Source organism: Thermogemmatispora argillosa, from assembly GCF_059696725.1.
This window is the reverse complement of record NZ_AP019377.1, coordinates 3389364-3409438: the sequence shown is the minus strand read 5'-3', so window position 1 is coordinate 3409438 and position 20075 is coordinate 3389364. Positions and strand designations below refer to the sequence as shown.

Genomic DNA, 20075 nt, shown 5'->3' with positions numbered 1-20075 from the left:
GAGGATGCAGTCAAGCCGTGGAGTCATCTGACCGCCTGGGCAGCGCGGCCCCGGCCTGTCAGCTAGGGCGTGCGCTTCTGCGCCTCTTCAATCAGGCTGACCAGGTATTGTAGCTTCTGGATGGCATGTAAGGCATTGCGTCGATTGCGTTCGTAGCCTTCCGGGGCAAGCTGCATAAACCAGGCCCGGATGTCATCCTCTGAAACGTCGTACCACTTGGTGTCGGCTTGCAGGCGCAGGTAGACGCGCATGGCCGGGTCCTGTTGCTTGCGCCGAGGCACGAATTGGAGAGGTTGGGGGCCACCCGAGCTACCCGCGGCCTCGGCGCTTTCCTGCTCATCGGCGGCGATGGCCTGGGCCAGCTCAGGTTCAGGGTGCAACTCTTTGTAGAGCGCCTCTACGTCGGCTGTCTTGAAAAAGTAGTCGCGCCCTACCCCCTTGTAGGCCCGAATCCGTCCCTGCTGGACCCACTGTTCCAGTGTGCGTCGATCGATCCCCAGGCGGCGGGCCGTTTCGCCAGCATCCAGAAAGGCGAAGCGCCCGCGGGCCGGTCCACCGGTGGTCATAGTTTAGACTCCTTCACTTACCTCTGCTTAGCCGAGAAGAGAGGCCTCTTTGCTTGCGCCGTTATGTCAGACGCTGCTGGAGGGTGATGCCCATGCCATCGGGATCATGCAGCACGGCAATCAGATTCCCGGTCACCTGCTTTTCCGGCGGCTGGGAGAAGGTCGCTCCGCGCGCCTTCAGCTCTTCGTAGGCTGCCTGAATGTCGGGCACCACAAAGGCCAAATGGGCGACGCCAGCCGGTGGCCGCCCTGGATAGAACTGGGCCTGTCCCTGGCCACCAGCGCGATGGAGCGCCAGGCGCACCGAGCCGGTTTCAAATTCCGTCCAGCCCGGCGAGCTGAAGCGCAGAGGCAGGCCGAGGACATCGCGATAGAAGGCCGTTGAACGCTCCATATCGCTCACGTATACCACAATATAGTCAGGCTTCTCCAGCTTGAGTGTCATAGCCAGTAAGCTCCTTTTTGACGGCGTAGAACAGCAGCAGGGTACTGCCGTAGCGCCGTTCGTCCTCTAGGGTCAGGCACGTCAGCGGCACCGCTAGCAGCTCATCTCGCTCGCGCGGATGAATCTGGACGATCACCAGGCCATCGTTGCTCAGCAGTGATGAGCGATCAAGCAAAGCCAGCGCGCGAGCGGCAAGCTGATGATACTGCGGCGGGGCTACATAAATGATATCATACGCCGCCCGTCCGGGTAGGGAACGCGCAGCGCTACTGACAGCCGCCTTGGCCTCCGGCTGAGCTTGGGCCATCAACCACTTGAAGGCATCAGTGCGCAGCGTTTCAGCTTTTTCATGCAATCCGGTCAGTTGGAGGTTTTCGCGCAGAATCCTGAGAACACGCGGATCGATTTCGATAAAGGTAGCAAAGGCAGCGCCCCGGCTAAGCGCCTCGATTCCTACGCTGCCGGTGCCGGCAAACAGGTCCAGAAAGCGGGCGCCTTCAATGCGTGGGGCCAGAATATCGAAGAGTGCTGTTTTGACACGGTCAATAATGGGACGAGTGCCGGGCGTGCGTGGCGATTTGAGGCGCCGCCCTTTGGCTTCGCCGGCAACAACGCGCATGGTCGTCTCTCCTCTCCAGCTCGTTTAATTCAGGGCCAGAATCATAGCAACGTCGCGCTCAAAGTCGTCCTGCTTGGCCCACGAGATCAATGCTTCGACTTGATCAAGGCTGAGCTGCTTGAGCGCCGTAGCTCCCCAGATGCGGCCTATTAGCTCGCGCAGCTCATCCTCGCTGATCTGGTCGCCAATGACGTTCCAGAGAGCGGCCAGGCGCTCCTGGCCGGCTGGAGTCTTACCGCGAATCTCGCGCAGCTTGTTCAAGAGCGTCCGCGCATGAACACGCTCCGGCAATGAGAGCTGCCGCTTTTCTGTACCCGCCGCACCCAACTCTGTTTCTTCCTCATCAGCTTCCTCTTCTCTATCCTCATCTAGAATTTCTTCCTCGTAGTCTTCAGATTCATCGACTACTCGTCTTTCTGAGATATCATCATCTTCTTCTGAATATTCTTTTTGATATTCTTGATCTAGAGCATTTTCAGCGTAGAGATCTTCCTGAGAAGGAGGCTGCTCTGCTCTATCTTTCTCATCAGGAACCTGATCTGTCTCTTCTAGCTCTTCATCCTCGATGATCAGTTCCTCGCGAGTACGGCCCTGACTCCACTCGCGCTGTGAGAAAACAGCAGGATAGGTTTGCTCTAGAGAGAGGGCCTTGCCCACTGGGGAGACGTTGGCTGTTTGGCTCCGCTGAGAGACAAGGTAGCGGAGCTGATCCAGAGCCTCGCGCAGGTTGAGGTTGCTGAGGCTTCTGACCCCGAGCAGCTTCATAGCCTGCTTGGAATCCATATTGAAGTTATCGCGCAGGATCTGTAAAAACTGCGGGAGGGTGAGGTCGCTATGGAGATTGCCGAAGACCCCCGGCGTTGAGGGTAAATTGGGAGCCATGCGGCGCCGGAGCGGCGAGGCGGAGGGCGGCCTCCGGCTTGCGGCTGAGGCGGTAGGAGCCGAGGGCGGGCGCTGGCTAAAGCGCGTCTCCACCTGGAACTCACGCGCGCCGGCTGGATGGGAGGGCGACAAGCGCCCACTCTCACCACTCTCATCTCCGCCCGGCGAAGCTGCGGGAGCCGTCGACGGTGCTGGCACTTGCTTGAGACGCTGCTCCAGACGCGTGCTGAACTGATCCAGGCCGCTCAGCGCCTCCTGCAGGAGACGCTCACGCTCTTCAGCGCTGGCGTTGACAGGTACTGGCACCTCCACTTGAATGACATGGAGACGCCCCTGCGCTGCAAACTGTGTTTTATAGTGGAACCAGATATAGGCCCCACTGGTTGAGGTTTTCTCCTTCGCTGCAGCCTCATCCATAGCAACACCTGCCTATCCGCTCTGCATCAGCTCCCGCGCCGCTACGCGCGATGCTGCCTGTTCCATTCGCGATCATGACAGGCTGGCAGTGCATCGCACCCTCAGAGAGAGGAGCCTGTGCGGAGCTGCTTCTGATTGGTCCTCCCATTATACCCCAAATGAATGTTGTCCTGATGGCCACGAGTAGCTCTAGCTGGATAGACTCGCAGCGCGCGACTGGCTAGACAAATACTTTTCCTGACCGCCAGCTATCAACGGCCAATTTCACTGTACGAATATAGGTAGCCACATCGTTGCCATCAGCAGCAGGAGCGTAGACCGGTACAATCTGGTCAACGGTGATCAAGCCCCGAGCCACATACTCCTCAGCGATCAGGCGATACCAGTCAGTAAATCCCTGCTCCCAGCTCGTATAGCGTCGGTAGCCTTCATAGCTCGCCTCGCCAGGCAGCGCGCGGATATTGCCCAGAGAATGGGTGACGCGTGCTACGCCGGCGGTACCAAAGCGGCTCTCTTCCAAGAAGAAGGCCAAGGCATAAACGGGATCGATATGGTAAGCTACACCGTCAGCGTACAGCGCCTGGCCCTTGCCCGCCGCTGGCGACTCATAGGCCGTCAGCACCCGATCAATGAAGTCGGCAGACACCGAGGGAGAGCCGACTACCGCGTAGCGGCTTCCCCCTCGCAGAGCAAGGGGGTCAGCGATAAGCCAGAGCAGCGCTGCCACGACCAGGGCGGCGAGCGGCAAGATGATCGCCTTGCTCCGTAGCTGCTGCCTCTTCCGGTTGTAGTTGCGACGGCGGCGCTGGCTTCCTGTAGCTTTTCCTCTGCGAGTTCGTCCTTTGCGCATCATGCTTCGTCAGCGCCCAGTCCAGAGACCATTGTCGGCTTTCCGCCGGGGGCTATTATCGCACGGCTGGGGGACAAAACACCAGTCGCTTGCCAGACTTGTCAGGTAGGCGTCAGTTGGAAGGCAGTTGCTGATTTCTTCACAGGAATGACTTGTCAGCCAGGCTAGCACACCGTACAATACAGTAAAAATAAGGCGCCCGGTCTTACGAGCAACGTCAGAACAGCAGCGAAGTCGCTGAACAGAAGAGAACGGGCCGAAATATATGCAGGATTCAAGAGAGACAGCAGGATAGGGGACTGTTATGGCGAGTCAGTGAGTGAGCGAGCGAGTGGCTCATCTCGCCGCGCCAACGGGCAGCTTGTTTGTCCCGACTTTCTTTCTTTAGGAGCGCGTCCTATGCTTCACCCTTCACCCACCTATCCGCGATTACCGGAAGCGAAGAGGAGCGAGTCAAAGCAGCTCAGAGCCACACCGCTGCATCCACGTCTGGGGCAGAGACCTCTTGCGCGCAAGGTTAAGGCCATCTTACGCCCACCGATCAAAGCTATCTACTACCTGGTCACCCTGATTCGCAGCCATAAATGGCTCAGCCTGGGGGTGGTGGTAATCTTCCTGGCTACCGCGACTGTCACCAACTATGCGCTGACAGGCGAGTGGCCGCTAGGCATTGCTAAGGATCAGTTTAATTTTCATATTAATGGTGGCAGCGGCGGAGGCGACAAAGTCAAAGACTGGCTCTATGCGCTGCGGGATGGCGACGTGGCAACGTTGCGCATGCTGCAATCAACGCTGCAGATGGCTCAGCCCCCAGATCCGGCAGAGCTGGTCAGCCAGTACAGTGAGAAACAGACGAATCTGGTCTGGCAGAATATCCGCGTGATCGGCGTCTACCAGCAATCAGACACGACCGTCGACAGTGTGGTGAGCGTGAGTTTGGGAGCGCGCGGGCCGGGCGGAGGCACCAGCGGTTTCATGCTCTGGCACTTCACGACTTTGCCCCAAAATGGCGGATTGCTGCTCTATATTCACCTTGTGAGCTTTCGGAACGCCCTGAGATAGCGTGAGCTGCTCCGTTCCGAGGCTGCGACCCGAGTCAGTTGGTCAGGTTTAAAGCTTTGGGCTTGAAAAACCTTGCGAGCATAGGCGAGACGGTTCTAGCTTGCTTGTTAGTTGGTCACAGTCAAAGAGGTCGCTCGCCGACCCCAGCTAGTATCGAAAAGGGGACTGCTCATGGCGACAGAGAAACCTTTCGAGAAGCAAGAGGAGCTAGATAGGTCGATCGATCTGGGCCTCGACCAGTTCGGGCGCTTTGTCCGTCATAACTGGTTCTGGCTCCTTCTCGGCGGCTTGGCCCTCTGGTACTTTTTCAGCAATATTTTTCCTCAGCTGAGCGCTCCCTCACCTGAGGCAATCTTTGCCTATCTGTTCCAGATCGCCTTCGCCATCTTCTATATCCTTATCCAGTTCATTGCCCTCTTCTGGTTTTTGGGCCGTCCCCGCCTCTACTGGCTGATGCCTGGTGAGACGGGCGTTGGGTTCAAGGACTACAAGGGCAATCCAGAGGTTTTGGAGCAGGCGAGGCGCATTGTGACTGTTCTCCAGGGGATCAAAGAGTTCCGCGAGATGGGCGGTCAGCCTATTCGAGGGCTGTTGCTCTCTGGACCACCTGGTACGGGCAAAAGCTACCTGGCTCAGTGTATCAGCAGCGAAGCTCAGGTTCCTTTTGGCTACGCCAGCGCCGCCAGCTTTCGTAATATGTTCTGGGGGATCGACGTGCTGATTATCATGCGCCTCTACCGGCGGGCGCGCAAGCTGGCGCGGGAGTACGGCGCATGTATCCTGTTCCTGGATGAGATCGATGCCCTCGGAGCCTCGCGCTCGCGTCAGAGTCGCATCCCAGTGCCCGCAATGGGCGGCGGCCTCTTTGGCTTCATGGGCATTGGGGGGGCCCTCAATCAGCTTCTCATGGAGATGGACCCGCCACCAGTTGAAACTGGCTGGTTCAAGAAGATTCTGCGCGTCCTTGGCCTCTATCACGGGCGAGTCCAGCGCGAGCCGGTCCTGACCATTGGGGCCACCAACCTGCCCGAGGCGCTTGATCCAGCTTTGCTGCGCCCAGGCCGCTTTGATCGGCGCATCCATGTGGCTCCGCCGACGGATAAATACCGGGGCGAGGTGATTGAGTACTACCTGGATAAGGTCAAGCACGATCCCAACATCTCGATTAATGCCCTGGTCTACCGCATGGCGGGCTACACGCCGGTGGAGATCAAGCACGTGATCAACGAGGCCGTGATCATTGCCTACTTCTCTGGGCGCGATACCGTGAGCTATCAGGATATTATCGAGGCCCAGGATGTTCATGAGTTGGGCTATCGCCGTGAAAGCAACCTCTCTCTGCTGGAGCGCCGGCGTATCGCCTATCATGAGGCAGGCCATGCCGTGGCTTCCTACTATCTGTTGGAACGCTTTCTACCACCGTTTGTGACGATTCATCAGCGCAGCGGCTTGGAGACTGCGGCGGCTTTTGCTCTCCCGCGCCCAAAGGAGACTATCTTTACCATGAGCAAAGAGGAGGTACTGGCTCACATTCAGGTTGATCTGGCCTCCCGCGCCGCTGAGGAGCTGTTTCTGAATACGCAACTGAATGGGGTTTCCGCTGACCTGCGCCATGCCACCGAGCTGGCCGCCTCCTATATTGGGCTTTACGGCATGGACGGTACGCTGATCTCCTATGGCGCCTTCGTTCCAGAGTCCCCTGAAGAGGGCCCGCAGCCTACTTCGTTCCCACAGGGGCAGCTCAGAGAGCGGATCGAGGCCGTGCTTCAATCGCAGTTCAAAGCCGTGAAACGCCTGCTGCAGGAGCACCGTGAGGCCGTGATTGCAGTAGCCGAGTCGTTGATTGAGCGCCATGAGCTGACCCCCGAGGAGGTCGAGGAGCTGATCAATCAGGCCGATACGCATCGTGTGACGGTCGAATTGCTGCCCGAGCTGGCGCCGGTGCTGGGTCTGAGCCGGGATGAAGCTGATGGCGATGGGCATGCGGCCCTCTTGCCAGCCAGCAACGGTCACGCTGCAGGCGAGGGCGCTGCTTCCGAGGCAGCTCCTCAACCAGGAGGCTGAGGGGAGCTGCTGGCCGTACAGACCAGGCCGCCGCTCTGCCAGGCGAGCGCTCCCTGCTACTGTTGTGCTTCTTTCCTTCTCCTAGTGCTGACCACTGTTCACGCCGCTCTCTTTGCGGCGTGAATCTTTTTGCTCTCCTCGAAGCAGACCAGGCCATTTCTCTCAAGTTGGTGACCATTGCATTATCGTGTTGTATAGTGGAATACGTCTCTCTCTCGGGAGAGCCCCCAGAATTGCTTGAGGTCTAAATCATGACTAGCGAGGTTATCGTGGATAGCCAGGCCCCCGTATCCGCGACCAATGGCCCCCGGAGCGTACGCTCTCGATGGTGGCTGAGAGCTGCGCTGTGCCTCTTGCTAGCCATCGGGGTGGGCATGCGTCTCTATCAGCTTGGGCAACCGTTAGAGCGCGACTTTGACGAAGGTGTCTATCTGCAGTCGCTGCGCGCCATGAGTCACGGCTTCGCCCTCTATAGCCAGGTTTTTTACTCGCAACCACCTTTCTTTCTGGAATCGGTCTTTCCGATTTATATGCTGGCAGGGCAAAGCCTTTGGGCAGGACGGCTGGCCATCGCCCTGCTCTCGCTCTGGGGCTTGATCGGCGCCTGGCTGCTTGGCAAGGCCCTCTATGGCTATACAGGGGCCTTTATAGCACTGCTCCTAACCTTGACCAGCGTGTCGTTTCTTCATGAAGCGCGCGTTCTTCAGGCTGATGGTCCTTCAGTTGCTCTATCGCTGCTGGCTGTCGGCCTGGCCTTTCAGTGGTGGAAGCAGCCAACTGGCGGGCGTGGTCTAACTCTAGCGGTGCTGAGTGGCACCAGTCTAGCCCTCAGCATTATGACAAAGTTTCTGGTTGTCCCAGCTCTGCTACCCATCGGCTTTCTGGTGCTCATGCGCTTCTGGCAGTTGATCCGCGCATCTGAGCGCCCGTCGTCGTCAGGGGAACGCCTGGCATACTGGGCCCCAGTGGCCGGTATAGTTGCTTTTGTGCTTGTGGCGCTTGCGCTGTTCCTGCCCTGGATTGGCTCCCTGGCGATCATGATACAGAGCATGGTCTCATTTCACACAGACTCGAACGCGGTCTTTCGCTATACTTTTCGTACGATTACGCTCCCTCTGCTGCTGCAAGGCCTGCTCACTCCTTTAACGTTCACGGGGCTTGCGGGGACAATCGTGGCTGGGCTACGTCGCGACTGGCGTGTGATACCGCTGCTCTTGTGGCTGGTGGGAACGATTCTTGTCTTGCTGGAGCAGCGACCGCTGCTTTCCCACCATCTGGTTGCACTGGTGCCGCCGCTTGTTGGCTTGAGTGTGTTGGGCTGCTCTTCCGCTCCGCTGCTGCTTCGCCAATTGCAAGCGAACAGCAGCCAGACTCAGCGCACCCTGGCCAGGGCCAGCATGGTCGCCATGATCGTTCTGGCGGCTGGTTGCACTTACGCAGCCGGGCAAGACATCTTCTACCTGCTTAAGCCCCCACTGCCCGCTACACCTACAGGGCCGCTGCATCAGGCGGCGAGCGACCTGCAGCGCTTCACGCAGCCGGGCGACCTGGTAATTAGCGATGAACCGCTGGCAGTAGCTCTGGCTGGACGTGACACCCCTCCCTGGCTGGTCGATACGTCAACGGTACGTCTGCGCAGCGGCTATCTAACGCTGCAAGACCTGATCGCTGCCAGCGAGCAGCCGCAGGTCCGGGCCATTCTTTTCTTTAGCTCACGTTTTCACCTCGAAGAGGTTGAGGGGTATCATAGTTGGGTGGCCCAACATTTCCATTTGGTACGTGTCTACGGCAAGGATAGTTTGGGCTATCCTCAAGAATTGTGGGTGCGCTGAATCAAGCTGGTCCGCCCCAGCAAAGACAGTGGTAATCGCTGAATAAGCAAGCCATAGCGGAAAGGAGTTGTGCAGATGGCGGGACGTCGCACCTTTAGTACGATGGAGCTTGTTTTGCTAGGTGTCCTGATTGGATCACTGATTCTCTCGTTCTTACAAGCGCGCCGCCAAACAGAGCAGCGCTAGCGCCGGAGCCAGGCCTATGGCTCTGGCGCTCCACCTTGTTCGACGGCCACCTCTGCAGTGCAACAGAGGCCTTCAGTCAGACAGAGGGCGAATGATCGGCCCAGCCTGCAGCGCTCAGGCAGACTGGCAAGCAACAGGCTGTAGCATCTATGCTATGCTGCAGCCTGTTGCTTCCTTGCAAGCCAGTAGCAAGCCGGTGGGCAAAGTCTGATCAGCATGATATCATTAGGTAGCAGCGAAGGAGAGCAAGGCGCTAGCCCTCCTGGATATGTATACTAGCCGCGGCTCCCTCCAAGGTCGGCTCAGACCGCTATAGAGCAGCAGCATAAGAGCCAGGTGAGTGTGACGTGGGGTACGTACGTACCAGTTGCTCGTAGTCTGCCTCAGCGGCGTTTCAGCTCAGCCAGGGGCGGGCGGGACACAGGCGTCTGCGGCACTTTCGTCGCCGTTCAGCGCGCACAGTTGCTGTTAATTGGCTGTCCGCTTGCCTTGGAGAGATAATTACCAGTCGACTCATTGAGCCAGGCGTGGCGGTGCTGGCCCTCGGCCCTCGCTCTCACCTGTCGATACACGCGCACAAAGGCCTGATGCCAGATTGTCACCTTGTTGAAAGAGAGTTGGTGTCATGACAACGGTCACCTCAGATGAGCAAAAGCCACATCTCGAAGAGAGCATCGCACCGGCGGCAGCGCATCCCCTGCAAAAGTGGCTGCTGGTGCTGGTTGTCTTTGTGGCTGGGGCCGCTTCGCTGGGGGTCGAGATGGCCGCTTCGCGTTTGCTTGCCCCTTATTTCGGCTCTTCGCAGTTCGTGTGGGCGGCCCTGATCGGCCTCATTCTGCTCTACTTGACCTCAGGTTACTATCTTGGCGGCCGTCTGGCCGATCGTTTCCCCCGGCCAATCGTCTTCTACCTGATTACCACCATCGCCGCTTTTACCATCGGCCTGATTCCCCTCATCTCGCGTCCGATCCTGCTCTGGTCGCTCAACGCCTTCGCCACCTACTCCGCCAGTGTCTTCATCGGTTCGCTTGCCGCCGTCATTCTGCTCTTCGCCATCCCCGTTATTCTGCTCGGCTGTGTCTCCCCCTTCGCCATCCGCTTGCTCCTGCAGCAGGTAGGCCGCTCGGGTCGGCTGGCTGGCCAGCTCTATGCTATCTCGACCGCCGGCAGTATCGTGGGCACTTTCTTGCCCGTCCTGTGGCTGATTCCGAACTACGGTACGCGCTTCACGTTCCTGGTGACAGCCATCACGCTGCTGCTGGTTTCAATCCTTGGTCTGGTGGTCAGCAGCCTCGGCACAGGTAATGGTGGCTGGCCCCCTCGCGATAGCAAGCACGCCGCTCGCATTAACAAGAAGAGCCTTCTTTCTCTGCTGCTCCTGATCCCTCTGGGCCTGGAGTTCCTGGCGCTGCGCGGCCCGATTAAGCCGGCATCGGGCACCGACGGCGGCGGGGTGCTTATCGCAGAACGCGAATCCGACTACAACTACATTCAGGTGGTGCGTGTTGGCAGCGAGATGCAGCTTATTCTCAACGAAGGGCAGGCGGTGCACTCGGTCTATGACCCAACCACGATTCTCACGGGCGGCCCTTGGGACTACTTTATGATTGCGCCTTACTTTAACAAGCCGCCGTTTACGCCGGCAATGGTGCATCGCGTTGCCATTATTGGCCTGGGCGCCGGGACCATCCCCCGCGAAATTACTGCGGCCTATGGCCCCATCCCCATCGACGGCGTCGAGATCGATCCTGCAATTGTCGAGCTGGGGCGCCGCTATTTTGCGATGAATGAGCCTAACCTGCATGTGATTGTCCAGGATGGGCGCTACTTTTTGCGCACGACGACACAGAAATATGATCTCATCGGGATCGATGCCTATCAGCAGCCCTATGTTCCCTTCCAGCTCGCAACCGAGGAGTTCTTCAGTGAGGTGCGCGCCCATTTAACGCCGACTGGCGTGGCTGTGATTAACGCCGGGCGCACGCGCCATGATTTCCGCCTCGTGGAGACGCTCGCTCAGACCATGCACGCGGTCTTTCCGAATGTCTATATTATAGATACAGCACGCTTTACCAATAGCATCATCGTTGGCACGAACGCGACAACCTCCCTGAGTAACTTCGCTCGCAATACGGCCATGCTGACCAATCCGCTGCTGGTCAGCGTTGCTCAGGCCAGCCTGGCCTTTGGCAATCTGCGCGAGGAGCAGGGACGTCACGTCTTCTTTACTGATGATCGCTCGCCGATTGAGCAGCTTATCGATCAGATGATTCTCGATGCTATCCGCAGCGGCGACGAGTGACCGCGCCCACCAACTCTGTGAGGTTTACGCCGCTGTCGCCGCGGTCAGAGCATAACTTACTCTTCAAACTTTGTGCGCTGGAGGAAAGCGGATGCCTTTTAATCCGATTGATCTAAGTCATGTACGCGTGCTTGACCTTTCGCAAAACTGGGATATTCACACGCCAGGCTTCGCGACCTATGAAGGGCCGACCGTCAAGTGGATCAAGCGCGTGGCTTTCGATAAAGTAGGCGGACAGCATATTTCGTCGACGCTGCACGTGGGAACCCATCTCGATGCGCCCTTGCACTTTATTACGAATGGCCAGGATATCGGGAGCATTCCGCTCGACAAGCTGGTCGGGCCTGGCGTGGTGGTTGACCTGGAGGCAATGGGCATCGGCGACTACGATATCTACACTTCAGCCCACTTCGAGGAGTGGGAGCGCAAGACGGGCCTGCGCATTGAGCCTGGCGATATTGTCGTTGTCCATACTGGCTACCACAAGTATTATCCCAGTAACTGGTACGGCGAGAGCCAGCCGGACGAGACGCGCTATTTCGTCAAGCACCCCGGCCCGACGCGGGAATTCGTGCAGTGGGTGCTTGATCGCAAGATTTCCTGGTTCGCCATTGATGCCGGCTCAATGGACCATCCAATGAACACGGTCATTCGCAAGATTCGCCCGGACCTGGCGGCCAAGTGCGCCGAGAAGCTGGGTCGGCCTCTGGAAGAGATCTGGCCCGATGAGGACCTGCAGCTCATGCATTATGATCTCTTCCCACATGGGGTCTTCCACGTTGAGAACGCTGGCGGGATGATCGATGAGGTGCTGGACCAGCGCGTTTGGATCGGCTGCTTTCCGTGGAAGTTTAACGGGGGCGAGGCCGCCTTTTGTCGTCTGGTGGCCTTCGTGGGGAAGTAGAAACGCAGCGAGCGGGCCGGCTGGGCTGGCCTGCGCGCCAGAACAGAGAAAAAAAAAAGCGACTCGGAGCGACCTGGCTCCGGGTCGCTTTTTAGTCAACGGAGCAGGCGGTCGAGATGAGGCTTTACCGCGGGCTACTGCTCTTTTCTTATCAGGCTTAGAAGATGGGCAGATAACGCTCAAGCTCCCAGGGATGCACATGCTTGCGGTACTCGTTCCATTCAATTGATTTCGCTTCCAGGAAACCTTCGTAGATCAGGTCGCCTAACGTCTCGCGGATCAGCGCATCCTGGCGCAAATCATCAAGGGCCTCTCCTAACGTGGCAGGCAGGCGCGATAGCCGACTGAGCGGCTCCCCCTCATCGCGCAGGAAGAGGCTTTCATCCATCGCCAGTGGCAGCGGCAAGCGGTGCTGGATGCCATCCAGTCCGGCCCGAAGCATAACCGCCAGCGCCAGGTAGGGGTTACAGCTAGGATCACAGCTGCGCAGTTCAATGCGCGCCGAGAGTTGGGGGTCTTTGCCGGGACGCGGCACACGGATCAAAGCTTCGCGGTTGACCCGCCCCCAGTTGACATAGACAGGGGCCTCATAGCCCGGCACAAGGCGCTTGTACGAGTTGACGAGTGGAGCCACAATAGCGCACATGCCACGAGCATGGGCGAGCTGGCCGGCCAGAAAATGACAGCCAACTTCAGAAAGACCGTATTCGCCATGCTCATCGAAAAAAGCGTTTTTCCCTGTCTTGATATCAATTAACTGCTGATGGGTATGCAGACCTGAACCGCTGACATTGTAAAAGGGCTTGGGCAGGAAGGTCGCATAAAGACCGTGCTGAGCGGCGATGGCTTTGAGCACATACTTGGCAGTCACCAGGCCATCGGCAATATACAGGGCGTCGCCAGCCTGGAAATCTAGCTCATGCTGGCCTGCCGCAACTTCATGGTGGCTGGCCTCAATGGCGATGCCCATTTGCAACAGGGCCTGCACCATCTGGCGTCTCACCGTAGCCGCCAGGTCGGTCGAGAGATCAAAGTAGCCGCCACGGTCATGGGGCAGCGGCGTCGGTCCGCCGTTCTCGAAGCGCAAGAGGAAAAACTCTAGTTCGGGCGCAACTTGAAAGCGATATCCCATTGACTCGGCTAGCTCAAGCGAGCGCAAAAGAGTGGCGCGTGGGTCCCCCTCAAACGGCTCCCCATCCGGTGTCATCACATTGCAAATCACCCGGGCCACTACGTCGTTAGCCTGCATCTGGTCGGCAATTTCACGGTTCAGGGCCTGGGGCCGTACGTGTACTGGGAGGACGGCAAAAGTACGTAGATCGGGGAAGAGATACATATCGCTCTCGGCCACGCGCGCGAAGGCCTCGATTGAGGAGCCGTCAAACCATTTGCCGCGCTCCAGGCAGTCGGGAAACTGCTCTACAGGGATTGTGACACATTTGGCCATGCCAACAACGTCGGTGAACTCCAGGTTGACGAAGCGCACATGCTCCTTTTCAATGGTCTCCATCACCTGTTTCACCAAAGCCTGATCCTGCTGCTCCGCCATTGCTGCCTCCTGGATGCCCGGCCAGGCATCCCGTTTTCGTTCGCATGATGCATCTGTTATCAGTCTACGGTACAATCCGATGCTCCAGAGTGGGTACCCATTATATCAGAAAGTTCTGGCTGTTGATATCTCTCCCCCCATCGCCTGCCTTCCGGCCCTCTCGTAAGCTGCGCCCTCCTCGCCATATTTCTATATTTTCTAAAAAATGTAGATATTTAGTAAGTAATGTTATAGATATCTCAATAGTTAGTTTTACAATTAAGTATATATACTACTATACTAGGTGCATGTCAGATGGAGTCACGATCCCTGGTCTGCCAGGCTATGTTTCCGTCAAGGAGGCCGCCGAGATACTGGGGGTCTCCGATAAGCGGGTCTATCAGTACGTGATGGCGGGGCGTCTGCCGGCTCGCCGCATCGGTCATATGCTTATCCTGCCCGTCGAGGAGGTGCGGCGCTTTAAACCTCAGCCATCGGGACGCGCCCGCGTTCGCTCCCCCTCCTGGCGCGTCTATCGCAGCCGCGGAACCCTGGTCGTGACCGATATTGCTGTTGCCGTACGCGCCGGCTGCCAGGCGCGTTTAATTGAGAAGCTCAGGGCCATCCAACAAGAGGATCGCCACCTTTTCCCCGGCACAGTGGCACGCTATGTCCTGAAAGACGAACAGGAACCTAACTTCCAGACACTACGCATTCTGCTGATCTGGAAGGACACCGAGATGCCTGATGAGGAGACGCGCCGACGCGACCTGGCCGCCTTTCAGGAGGAGCTGGCCGATCTCCTGGATTGGTCTCATGCCGAGGTCCATACCTATGAGGCTGTTATCCATACATGATTGCTGTTCCCTCCTCCAGTAAAATACGGCAGTCACGGGCCAATTCCCCCTTTATCGTCATCTTTGTTCATTTGCTTTCTATACCTGAAAATTCACTGCTCTAGCAATATATCTATGCTATTCTTCTCTTTCAACCAGATCTACGATTATCTATTTACTATTTTCAATATTTACAAATAAGTATATAAAATCACACAATTTAGACAAAAGGAGTATTATCTCCTCGCAGTGGCAACACGAGGCAGCGGCCTCCCAGGAGAGCAGAAAGCTTTGGCCTTATGAAGCTACACGGGGTCCTTGTTGGGATCAATCGTTACGAGGACAGGCGCATCGGCACCTTGCAGTATGCGGCCAGGGATGCCGAGCGCTTCTACGCTCAGCTCGCCAGCAGCCTGGCGGCTGAGGACCTCAGCCTGCAGCTTCTGACCGATGAGCGCGCCACGCGCAAAGCCATTCTCATGGCCGTTGGTGAGCTACTTCCGCGCCAAGCCCGCCCCGAAGACGCAGTCCTACTCTACTTCGCCGGTCACGGCTCACCCGAGACAGGAGAGGCTCCCGATCGCGTCTCGCGCTACCTGATCGCCCACGATACCGAGTACGATGCCATTTTTGCGACAGGTCTCGATCTGGAACGAGATCTGATCCGGCTCGTGCAACGCATCGCCTCACGGCTGGTTGTTGTCATCCTGGACACCTGTTTCAGCGGGCGAGCCGGGGGACGCACCTTTGAGGGTCCTGCTCTGCACAATCGTCGGATCGGCCTGCGCAGCCTGGTTCTCCCCAAGCCCCGCTTGTGTGATTTGCCTCTCGGCGAAGGGCGGGTCATTCTGGCAGCCTGCGATGACGACGAGGTAGCGCGCGAAGATGGGCGGCTGGGCCAGGGTGTCTTTACCTACTTTCTGCAGCAAGCCCTGAGCAACACCGAGAAAGCCTCTTGCGATGAGCCTGCGGAGGCCACCATCAGTCTCAGTCGCCTTTACGAGCGTGTAGCAGAGGGCGTCGTCGCCTTTACCAGGGGGCAGCAACATCCGGTCTTGAATGGGCGGCTAAGCCTGGCGCGCCTGCCGCTGCTGAGAACGCCAGAGCACTAGTCTGAGGGCATAATCAGGAGGAGTCAGATGGGAGAGGTTTACTTGCTGACTGGAGAGCCAGGAAGCGGCAAGACCACGGCTATTAAGAAGCTCGTTGCGGCTCTTGGGCCCGAGCGCTGCGGCGGCTTCTATACCGAAGAGGTACGCATCAATGGCCAGCGCACTGGCTTCGAACTTGTCACGCTTGAGGGAGAGCGCGGCTTACTGGCCAGCGTCGCGCAGAGTGGGCCGCTGCGCGTGGGCCGCTACGGCGTCGACCTGACTGCGCTGGAATCTGTGGGCCTGGCAGCGCTCCAGCATGCCCTGCAAACGCGCCCCGTAGTTGTCATCGATGAAATAGGGCCAATGGAACTCTTCTCCGCTGCCTTTCGTGAGACCGTCAATGCCGTCCTTGAAAGCCCCTGTATACTTGTTGGCACCATCGTCCAGCGCCCTTACCCCTGGGCCGACGAGCTGAAGCAACGCCCCGGCGTACGGCTTCTGGAGCTTACCCCCGCCAATCGCGACGAACTAACTGAGCAACTGGTCATCTCCCTCCAGCAAAAACTGCAAAAGCAGGGTATGCTAAAGGAAGGAGAGAAGGGAGCGCAGGAAGAGGAGGGACAAGAAGGAGCCTGATCCGTCCCGGGGCCACGGTCCTCCACAGGTGCATGGTAGGAACGGTAGGCCAGCCTGGCGCTGCATGCGGTCAGTTGAACGAAGCGGGCCAAGAGCAGCGAGGGGCTCGGGGCTTTACTCCCAGAGGGAATGCCGCTATGGATGCGACCTACAAGAAGCAGAGCGGGTATCGACCGGCCAGTAGTCCTATTGAGGCCTGGGAACGAGCGGGGGAGCGCTTACGCATCTTGCTTGTGGTCAGTTCCCCCATCGATGAGCCAGAGCGAGTCAATGCTGAGCTTGAAATCCAGGAGATCTATCGCCAACTGCTCTGGTCGCGCGTGCCGGCGGCGCTCATCCGGCTGCATCCGCCGACCTGGCGCTCTCTGCAGACCATCCTGCACGCTCGTCCTTTCGATATTGTTCATGTGATTGGCCATGCTCGCGGCAACGAGCTGCAATTAGAGAAAGAAGATGGCAGTACTGATTGGGTCTCCGCTGAAGATCTTGCCGCGCTCTTCTACGATACACGTGTCAAACTGGTGGTGCTCAATAATTGCAGCAGCGAGCACCTGGGAGATGTGCTTGTCCTCAATGGCGTGCCGGCGGTGATCGCCACCGCGCGCCAGCTTGACAGCGATACGGCGACCTTGCTGGCCAGCTCTCTCTATGCATCGTTGGCGCGCGGCACCAGTGCCAAGGAGGCTCTGGAGTTTATCCAACGCACGCTACAGCGGGAGTCGGGATCGCCTTTGCGCCAGGGGCAGGTGGTGACGCTGCTCGGCCCAGGCGCTGACGAACCTCTGCGCCCGGGATTGGCCAGTGCCGGTGAGCCCGAGTTTTTCGCTTGCGAGCCGCCCCATAATTTGCCCGTGGCGCGAGCGCGTAATTTCCGCGACCGCGTCTCCGAGCTGCAGCGCCTGGCTGAGCTGCTGAGCAATGGCTCCACTCCCTTTATCGGCCTGGTTGGCCTGGCCGGCAGTGGCAAGTCTACCCTGGCGCTCGAGCTGGCCCACCGCTCTAGCTGGCGCTTTACGCGCGGCATCGCTTATCTCTCGCTGCGTCGCACACGCCCCTTTGATCTGATCTCGCTGCTGACGCATCTTGATTGGGGCCTGGAAGAGACGAGCGGTCACCACCAGCGCGCGCTCGCCCTTTACGAGATGGCCCGCGGCCCTTTATTGTTAGTCCTCGATGACCTAGAGGAGGCCTCTGCCGAAGAGGCTCAGGATATCTGTGACCTTCTGAGCGCCTGGGATACCTCCCTGGGAGGCCGGGCACTCCTGGTCATGCGCCATCATCGCTCTGAGTTTGATCAGCTTCTTCAGACCAACTGGCTCACAGTAGGCCAATTACCTGCTCAGGCCGCTTGCGAGTTGGTTGAAGAGCAACTCGGCGGACGCGAGGCCGCGCGCGTCCGGCTGGGCCGTCATTTGCCTGAGCTGCCCCGCCTCTGCTATTATCATCCCAAGCTCATGACTCTGGCTACCTCAGCCCTGCAGCGGGGCATTCCCTGGCAGGAACTGGCTACACAACTCCGGCTGCTCTCCGGCAAGCCTCTCAGCCAGATGGAACAACTGCTTCATCTGACGATTACACGGGTCACCACAGAGTCACCCATCGCCGGCCAGTTTCTCGATTGCTGGCCCGTTTTCGCCGAAGCAACCGCCGAATCCGCCTGGCGCTTCGTCCAGGCCGGCAGATTGCCCCTTGCGAATGATCGACTCTGGCAACAACAGAACGAGGCCTTGGAAGCGCTTCAGCACGCAACTATCCTGGAGCGTAGCGAAACTACCCTCGGCCCGCAGTGCCATATGCATCCACTGGTCAGCGATTATTTACGCTTACATCGCTGGAACGAGCTTTCTCAGGAAAAACGCGCCGAGTATGAGCGCCGTCATCTGCAATATTACATCGAAGTATGCAAATCAAAGGGAGAGGTGGAGCAGCTCTTGCGCGAGTGGGATGATGTCGCGTTGGCGATTGAGCAGGCTCAGCGCCTGGGCCTTTGGGAAGAGCTGCTCACACTGGCGGAAGAGCTGGTAGAGAAGGAAGAGGCCCCTTTGCTGAGGCGCCACCAGTTGAAGCAGGCTTTACACATTCTAGAGGCAGCTCTGGAAGCCACAGCGCGCCTCAAGCGACCAGCGAGAGAGGCCGCCTTTCTGCTGCGACGTGGTATTTGCCGCTACCGCCTGGCAGACTATCAGCAGGCCTATCAGGATATAGCCAGCAGCCTGCAGTTAGCGCAGCAGTTAAGAGATGAAGAGCTGATCAGCGCCGCTGAACTAGAGCTAGGCCGTGTCTGCTACCGCCTGATGCGCTACGGAGAAGCCGAGCAGCACTTCAAGGCAGTGCATGCCCGGGCGACAAGCAGGGGAGATAAGCAGCGAGAGGCCGACGCACTCCACGAGCTAGGGCGCCTGGCTTATCGTCGGCGTCAGTTTGAAAGCGCCTTGCAGTTTCTCAACGAGGCCCTGGAGCTACGCGAGTGCCTGGGTGATCAGGTGGGACTGGCCCGCACTCTGCACGAACAAGGACGCGTCTACCACGAACTGGCCATCCATAGTCAGCCCCCGCGGGGCTACATGAGGCAGAGGCCCTTTATCTGCGCAGTCTGACTTTGCGCCAACAACTGGGCGACTACCTCGGCCAAGAGGCCACCTTGCATCAGCTTGGCCTGTTGGCATTTCATCGCGGCGATCTGCAGCAGGCCGGCTTTTACTACGCGCAATCCATGCGGCTGGCCCGCGAGCTGAACGACCGTTTCTGGATCGCTCACAATCAGTTCCGTCTTGCCCGTTTGCTCTGGCACGAGGGCCAGCAGCAGGAGGCGCTGGCCCAAGCGCAGGAAGCGCTGGCCCTTTGCCAGGTGCTGGGCATTGGCTTGCAGCGGGAGATCGAAGACTGGCTTCAGATGCCTGCCTAGTAGCGAACAGCGCACTTGTCGACTATACTACTGATCTGATATCATACTAACAATGAGGGATTTCTAGCACTCAAGATAGCAGTTTGCTCCGTTCGCCAGGCTGAGGCCAGAAGCGCAGAATCTTCTCCACCCAATGGCAGGAGCCTTTCCTAATGCACGATGAGCAGTTACAACGCAAACAAATCAAGGCCGGGCACTATGCCCAGCAACCGGAGCGTTTCACGCTGCTAGAGATCAAGCTACAGATGCGCTCAACACATGGCACACGCCTGATCAGCTACCAGGGAGGTAGCTGGCACTGCACCTGTGACTTTTATCGGGAGCGCGGTACCTGCAGCCACATCATGGCAGCGGAGCGGCTGCTTGGCCCCCTGGCCCCGGCGCCAATCGACTCCAGTTCCCGAGCAGAAAGCCATGATTCTGAGCGATAGGGATCTCAAAGCTTTACTGGCCGCTGGCCTCCTGGTGATTGAGCCTTGGGAGGAACGGCAGCTTGGGCCAACCAGCATCGATCTGCGCCTCGGCGCGCGTCTCGTCAAATATCGGGGTAGCCGTCTTGAGCTTGGCAAAGAGCCACCTGCTATCGAAGAGATCAAGATTGACCCGCAGCAAGGCTACGAGCTGCGTCCAGGCGAGTTCATTTTGGGCTGTACACTTGAGCGTATCCGCATCCCTAATGGCTACCAGGGCTTCATCGAGACAAAAGGAGACATTGCACGCGCAGGACTGCAGGTGCACAATGGCGATGGTCACATCGACCCAGGCAGCGACCATGTGCTCACATTAGAGATCACCAATCTCAACAGCATCCCCGTCGTTCTCTACCCCGGCCTCTTTATCTGCCAGCTCTTCATCCATCAGCTTAGCAGTCCTTGCCTGCGCGAGTATCGCGGCAAATACTTCGGGCAACAGGGACCAACCATTTACCGCCCCTTCTAGAGCCGGGC

18 protein-coding genes are annotated in these 20075 nt (G+C 58.3%); 12 read left to right on the top strand and 6 right to left on the bottom strand.

What is annotated here, in order from left to right; genetic code table 11:
- Positions 1-62: 62 nt before the first annotated feature.
- The 5 genes from AC6H1L_RS13325 to AC6H1L_RS13305 all read right to left on the bottom strand — a co-directional run bounded on the left by AC6H1L_RS13325 (position 63) and on the right by AC6H1L_RS13305 (position 3782).
- Positions 63-566 (bottom strand): helix-turn-helix domain-containing protein, encoded by a 504-nt coding sequence (locus AC6H1L_RS13325; RefSeq protein ID WP_497597977.1) that lies wholly within the window; start codon positions 564-566, stop codon positions 63-65.
- A 61-nt stretch (positions 567-627) separates the two neighbouring features.
- Positions 628-1011 carry a VOC family protein gene (locus AC6H1L_RS13320; RefSeq protein WP_297159661.1) on the bottom strand — a complete coding sequence of 128 codons (384 nt, stop codon included), beginning with the start codon at positions 1009-1011 and terminating at the stop codon, positions 628-630.
- Positions 986-1630 carry a 16S rRNA (guanine(966)-N(2))-methyltransferase RsmD gene (rsmD, locus tag AC6H1L_RS13315; protein ID WP_497597976.1) on the bottom strand — a complete coding sequence of 215 codons (645 nt, stop codon included), beginning with the start codon at positions 1628-1630 and terminating at the stop codon, positions 986-988. Before rsmD ends, AC6H1L_RS13320 begins: the two co-directional genes overlap by 26 nt.
- Positions 1631-1654: 24 nt before the next feature.
- Entirely contained in the window at positions 1655-2929 is a 1275-nt protein-coding gene (locus tag AC6H1L_RS13310) for a hypothetical protein (RefSeq protein ID WP_497597975.1), read from the bottom strand.
- A gap of 220 nt (positions 2930-3149) precedes the next feature.
- Entirely contained in the window at positions 3150-3782 is a 633-nt protein-coding gene (locus tag AC6H1L_RS13305) for a glucosaminidase domain-containing protein (RefSeq protein WP_497597974.1), read from the bottom strand.
- Positions 3783-4094: 312 nt separating this feature from the next.
- Here AC6H1L_RS13305 and AC6H1L_RS13300 point away from each other — a divergent pair, with 312 nt between their 5' ends.
- The 5 genes from AC6H1L_RS13300 to AC6H1L_RS13280 all read left to right on the top strand — a co-directional run bounded on the left by AC6H1L_RS13300 (position 4095) and on the right by AC6H1L_RS13280 (position 12129).
- On the top strand, positions 4095-4841 hold the full coding sequence (locus AC6H1L_RS13300) for a hypothetical protein (RefSeq protein WP_497597973.1): 747 nt from the start codon (positions 4095-4097) through the stop codon (positions 4839-4841).
- 171 nt (positions 4842-5012) lie between these two features.
- Entirely contained in the window at positions 5013-6905 is a 1893-nt protein-coding gene (locus AC6H1L_RS13295; RefSeq protein WP_497597972.1) for an AAA family ATPase, read from the top strand.
- Positions 6906-7156: 251 nt separating this feature from the next.
- Positions 7157-8737, top strand: coding sequence for an ArnT family glycosyltransferase (locus tag AC6H1L_RS13290; protein WP_497597971.1), 1581 nt, complete (start codon positions 7157-7159; stop codon positions 8735-8737).
- A gap of 811 nt (positions 8738-9548) precedes the next feature.
- Positions 9549-11225 (top strand): spermidine synthase, encoded by a 1677-nt coding sequence (locus AC6H1L_RS13285; RefSeq protein ID WP_497597970.1) that lies wholly within the window; start codon positions 9549-9551, stop codon positions 11223-11225.
- A gap of 91 nt (positions 11226-11316) precedes the next feature.
- On the top strand, positions 11317-12129 hold the full coding sequence (locus tag AC6H1L_RS13280; RefSeq protein ID WP_497597969.1) for a cyclase family protein: 813 nt from the start codon (positions 11317-11319) through the stop codon (positions 12127-12129).
- Positions 12130-12286: 157 nt separating this feature from the next.
- On the opposite strand, the gene AC6H1L_RS13275 is transcribed toward AC6H1L_RS13280, so the two are convergent.
- Positions 12287-13678 carry a glutamine synthetase family protein gene (locus AC6H1L_RS13275; protein ID WP_497597968.1) on the bottom strand — a complete coding sequence of 464 codons (1392 nt, stop codon included), beginning with the start codon at positions 13676-13678 and terminating at the stop codon, positions 12287-12289.
- A gap of 287 nt (positions 13679-13965) precedes the next feature.
- Here AC6H1L_RS13275 and AC6H1L_RS13270 point away from each other — a divergent pair, with 287 nt between their 5' ends.
- The 7 genes from AC6H1L_RS13270 to dcd all read left to right on the top strand — a co-directional run bounded on the left by AC6H1L_RS13270 (position 13966) and on the right by dcd (position 20067).
- Positions 13966-14514, top strand: coding sequence for a helix-turn-helix domain-containing protein (locus AC6H1L_RS13270; protein ID WP_497597967.1), 549 nt, complete (start codon positions 13966-13968; stop codon positions 14512-14514).
- A 278-nt stretch (positions 14515-14792) separates the two neighbouring features.
- A complete protein-coding gene (locus AC6H1L_RS13265) occupies positions 14793-15605 on the top strand; it encodes a caspase family protein (RefSeq protein ID WP_497597966.1) in 813 nt (270 codons plus the stop codon).
- A gap of 27 nt (positions 15606-15632) precedes the next feature.
- Positions 15633-16223: an NTPase gene (locus AC6H1L_RS13260; RefSeq protein ID WP_497597965.1), complete on the top strand. Its 591-nt coding sequence runs from the start codon at positions 15633-15635 to the stop codon at positions 16221-16223.
- Positions 16224-16360: 137 nt separating this feature from the next.
- Entirely contained in the window at positions 16361-18820 is a 2460-nt protein-coding gene (locus AC6H1L_RS13255) for a tetratricopeptide repeat protein (RefSeq protein WP_497597964.1), read from the top strand.
- A 2-nt stretch (positions 18821-18822) separates the two neighbouring features.
- Positions 18823-19128, top strand: coding sequence for a tetratricopeptide repeat protein (locus AC6H1L_RS13250; RefSeq protein WP_497597963.1), 306 nt, complete (start codon positions 18823-18825; stop codon positions 19126-19128).
- Positions 19129-19280: 152 nt separating this feature from the next.
- Positions 19281-19559, top strand: coding sequence for a hypothetical protein (locus AC6H1L_RS13245; protein WP_497597962.1), 279 nt, complete (start codon positions 19281-19283; stop codon positions 19557-19559).
- Positions 19543-20067 carry a dCTP deaminase gene (gene dcd / locus AC6H1L_RS13240; RefSeq protein ID WP_497597961.1) on the top strand — a complete coding sequence of 175 codons (525 nt, stop codon included), beginning with the start codon at positions 19543-19545 and terminating at the stop codon, positions 20065-20067. The genes AC6H1L_RS13245 and dcd overlap by 17 nt, the downstream gene beginning before the upstream one ends.
- Positions 20068-20075: the final 8 nt, after the last annotated feature.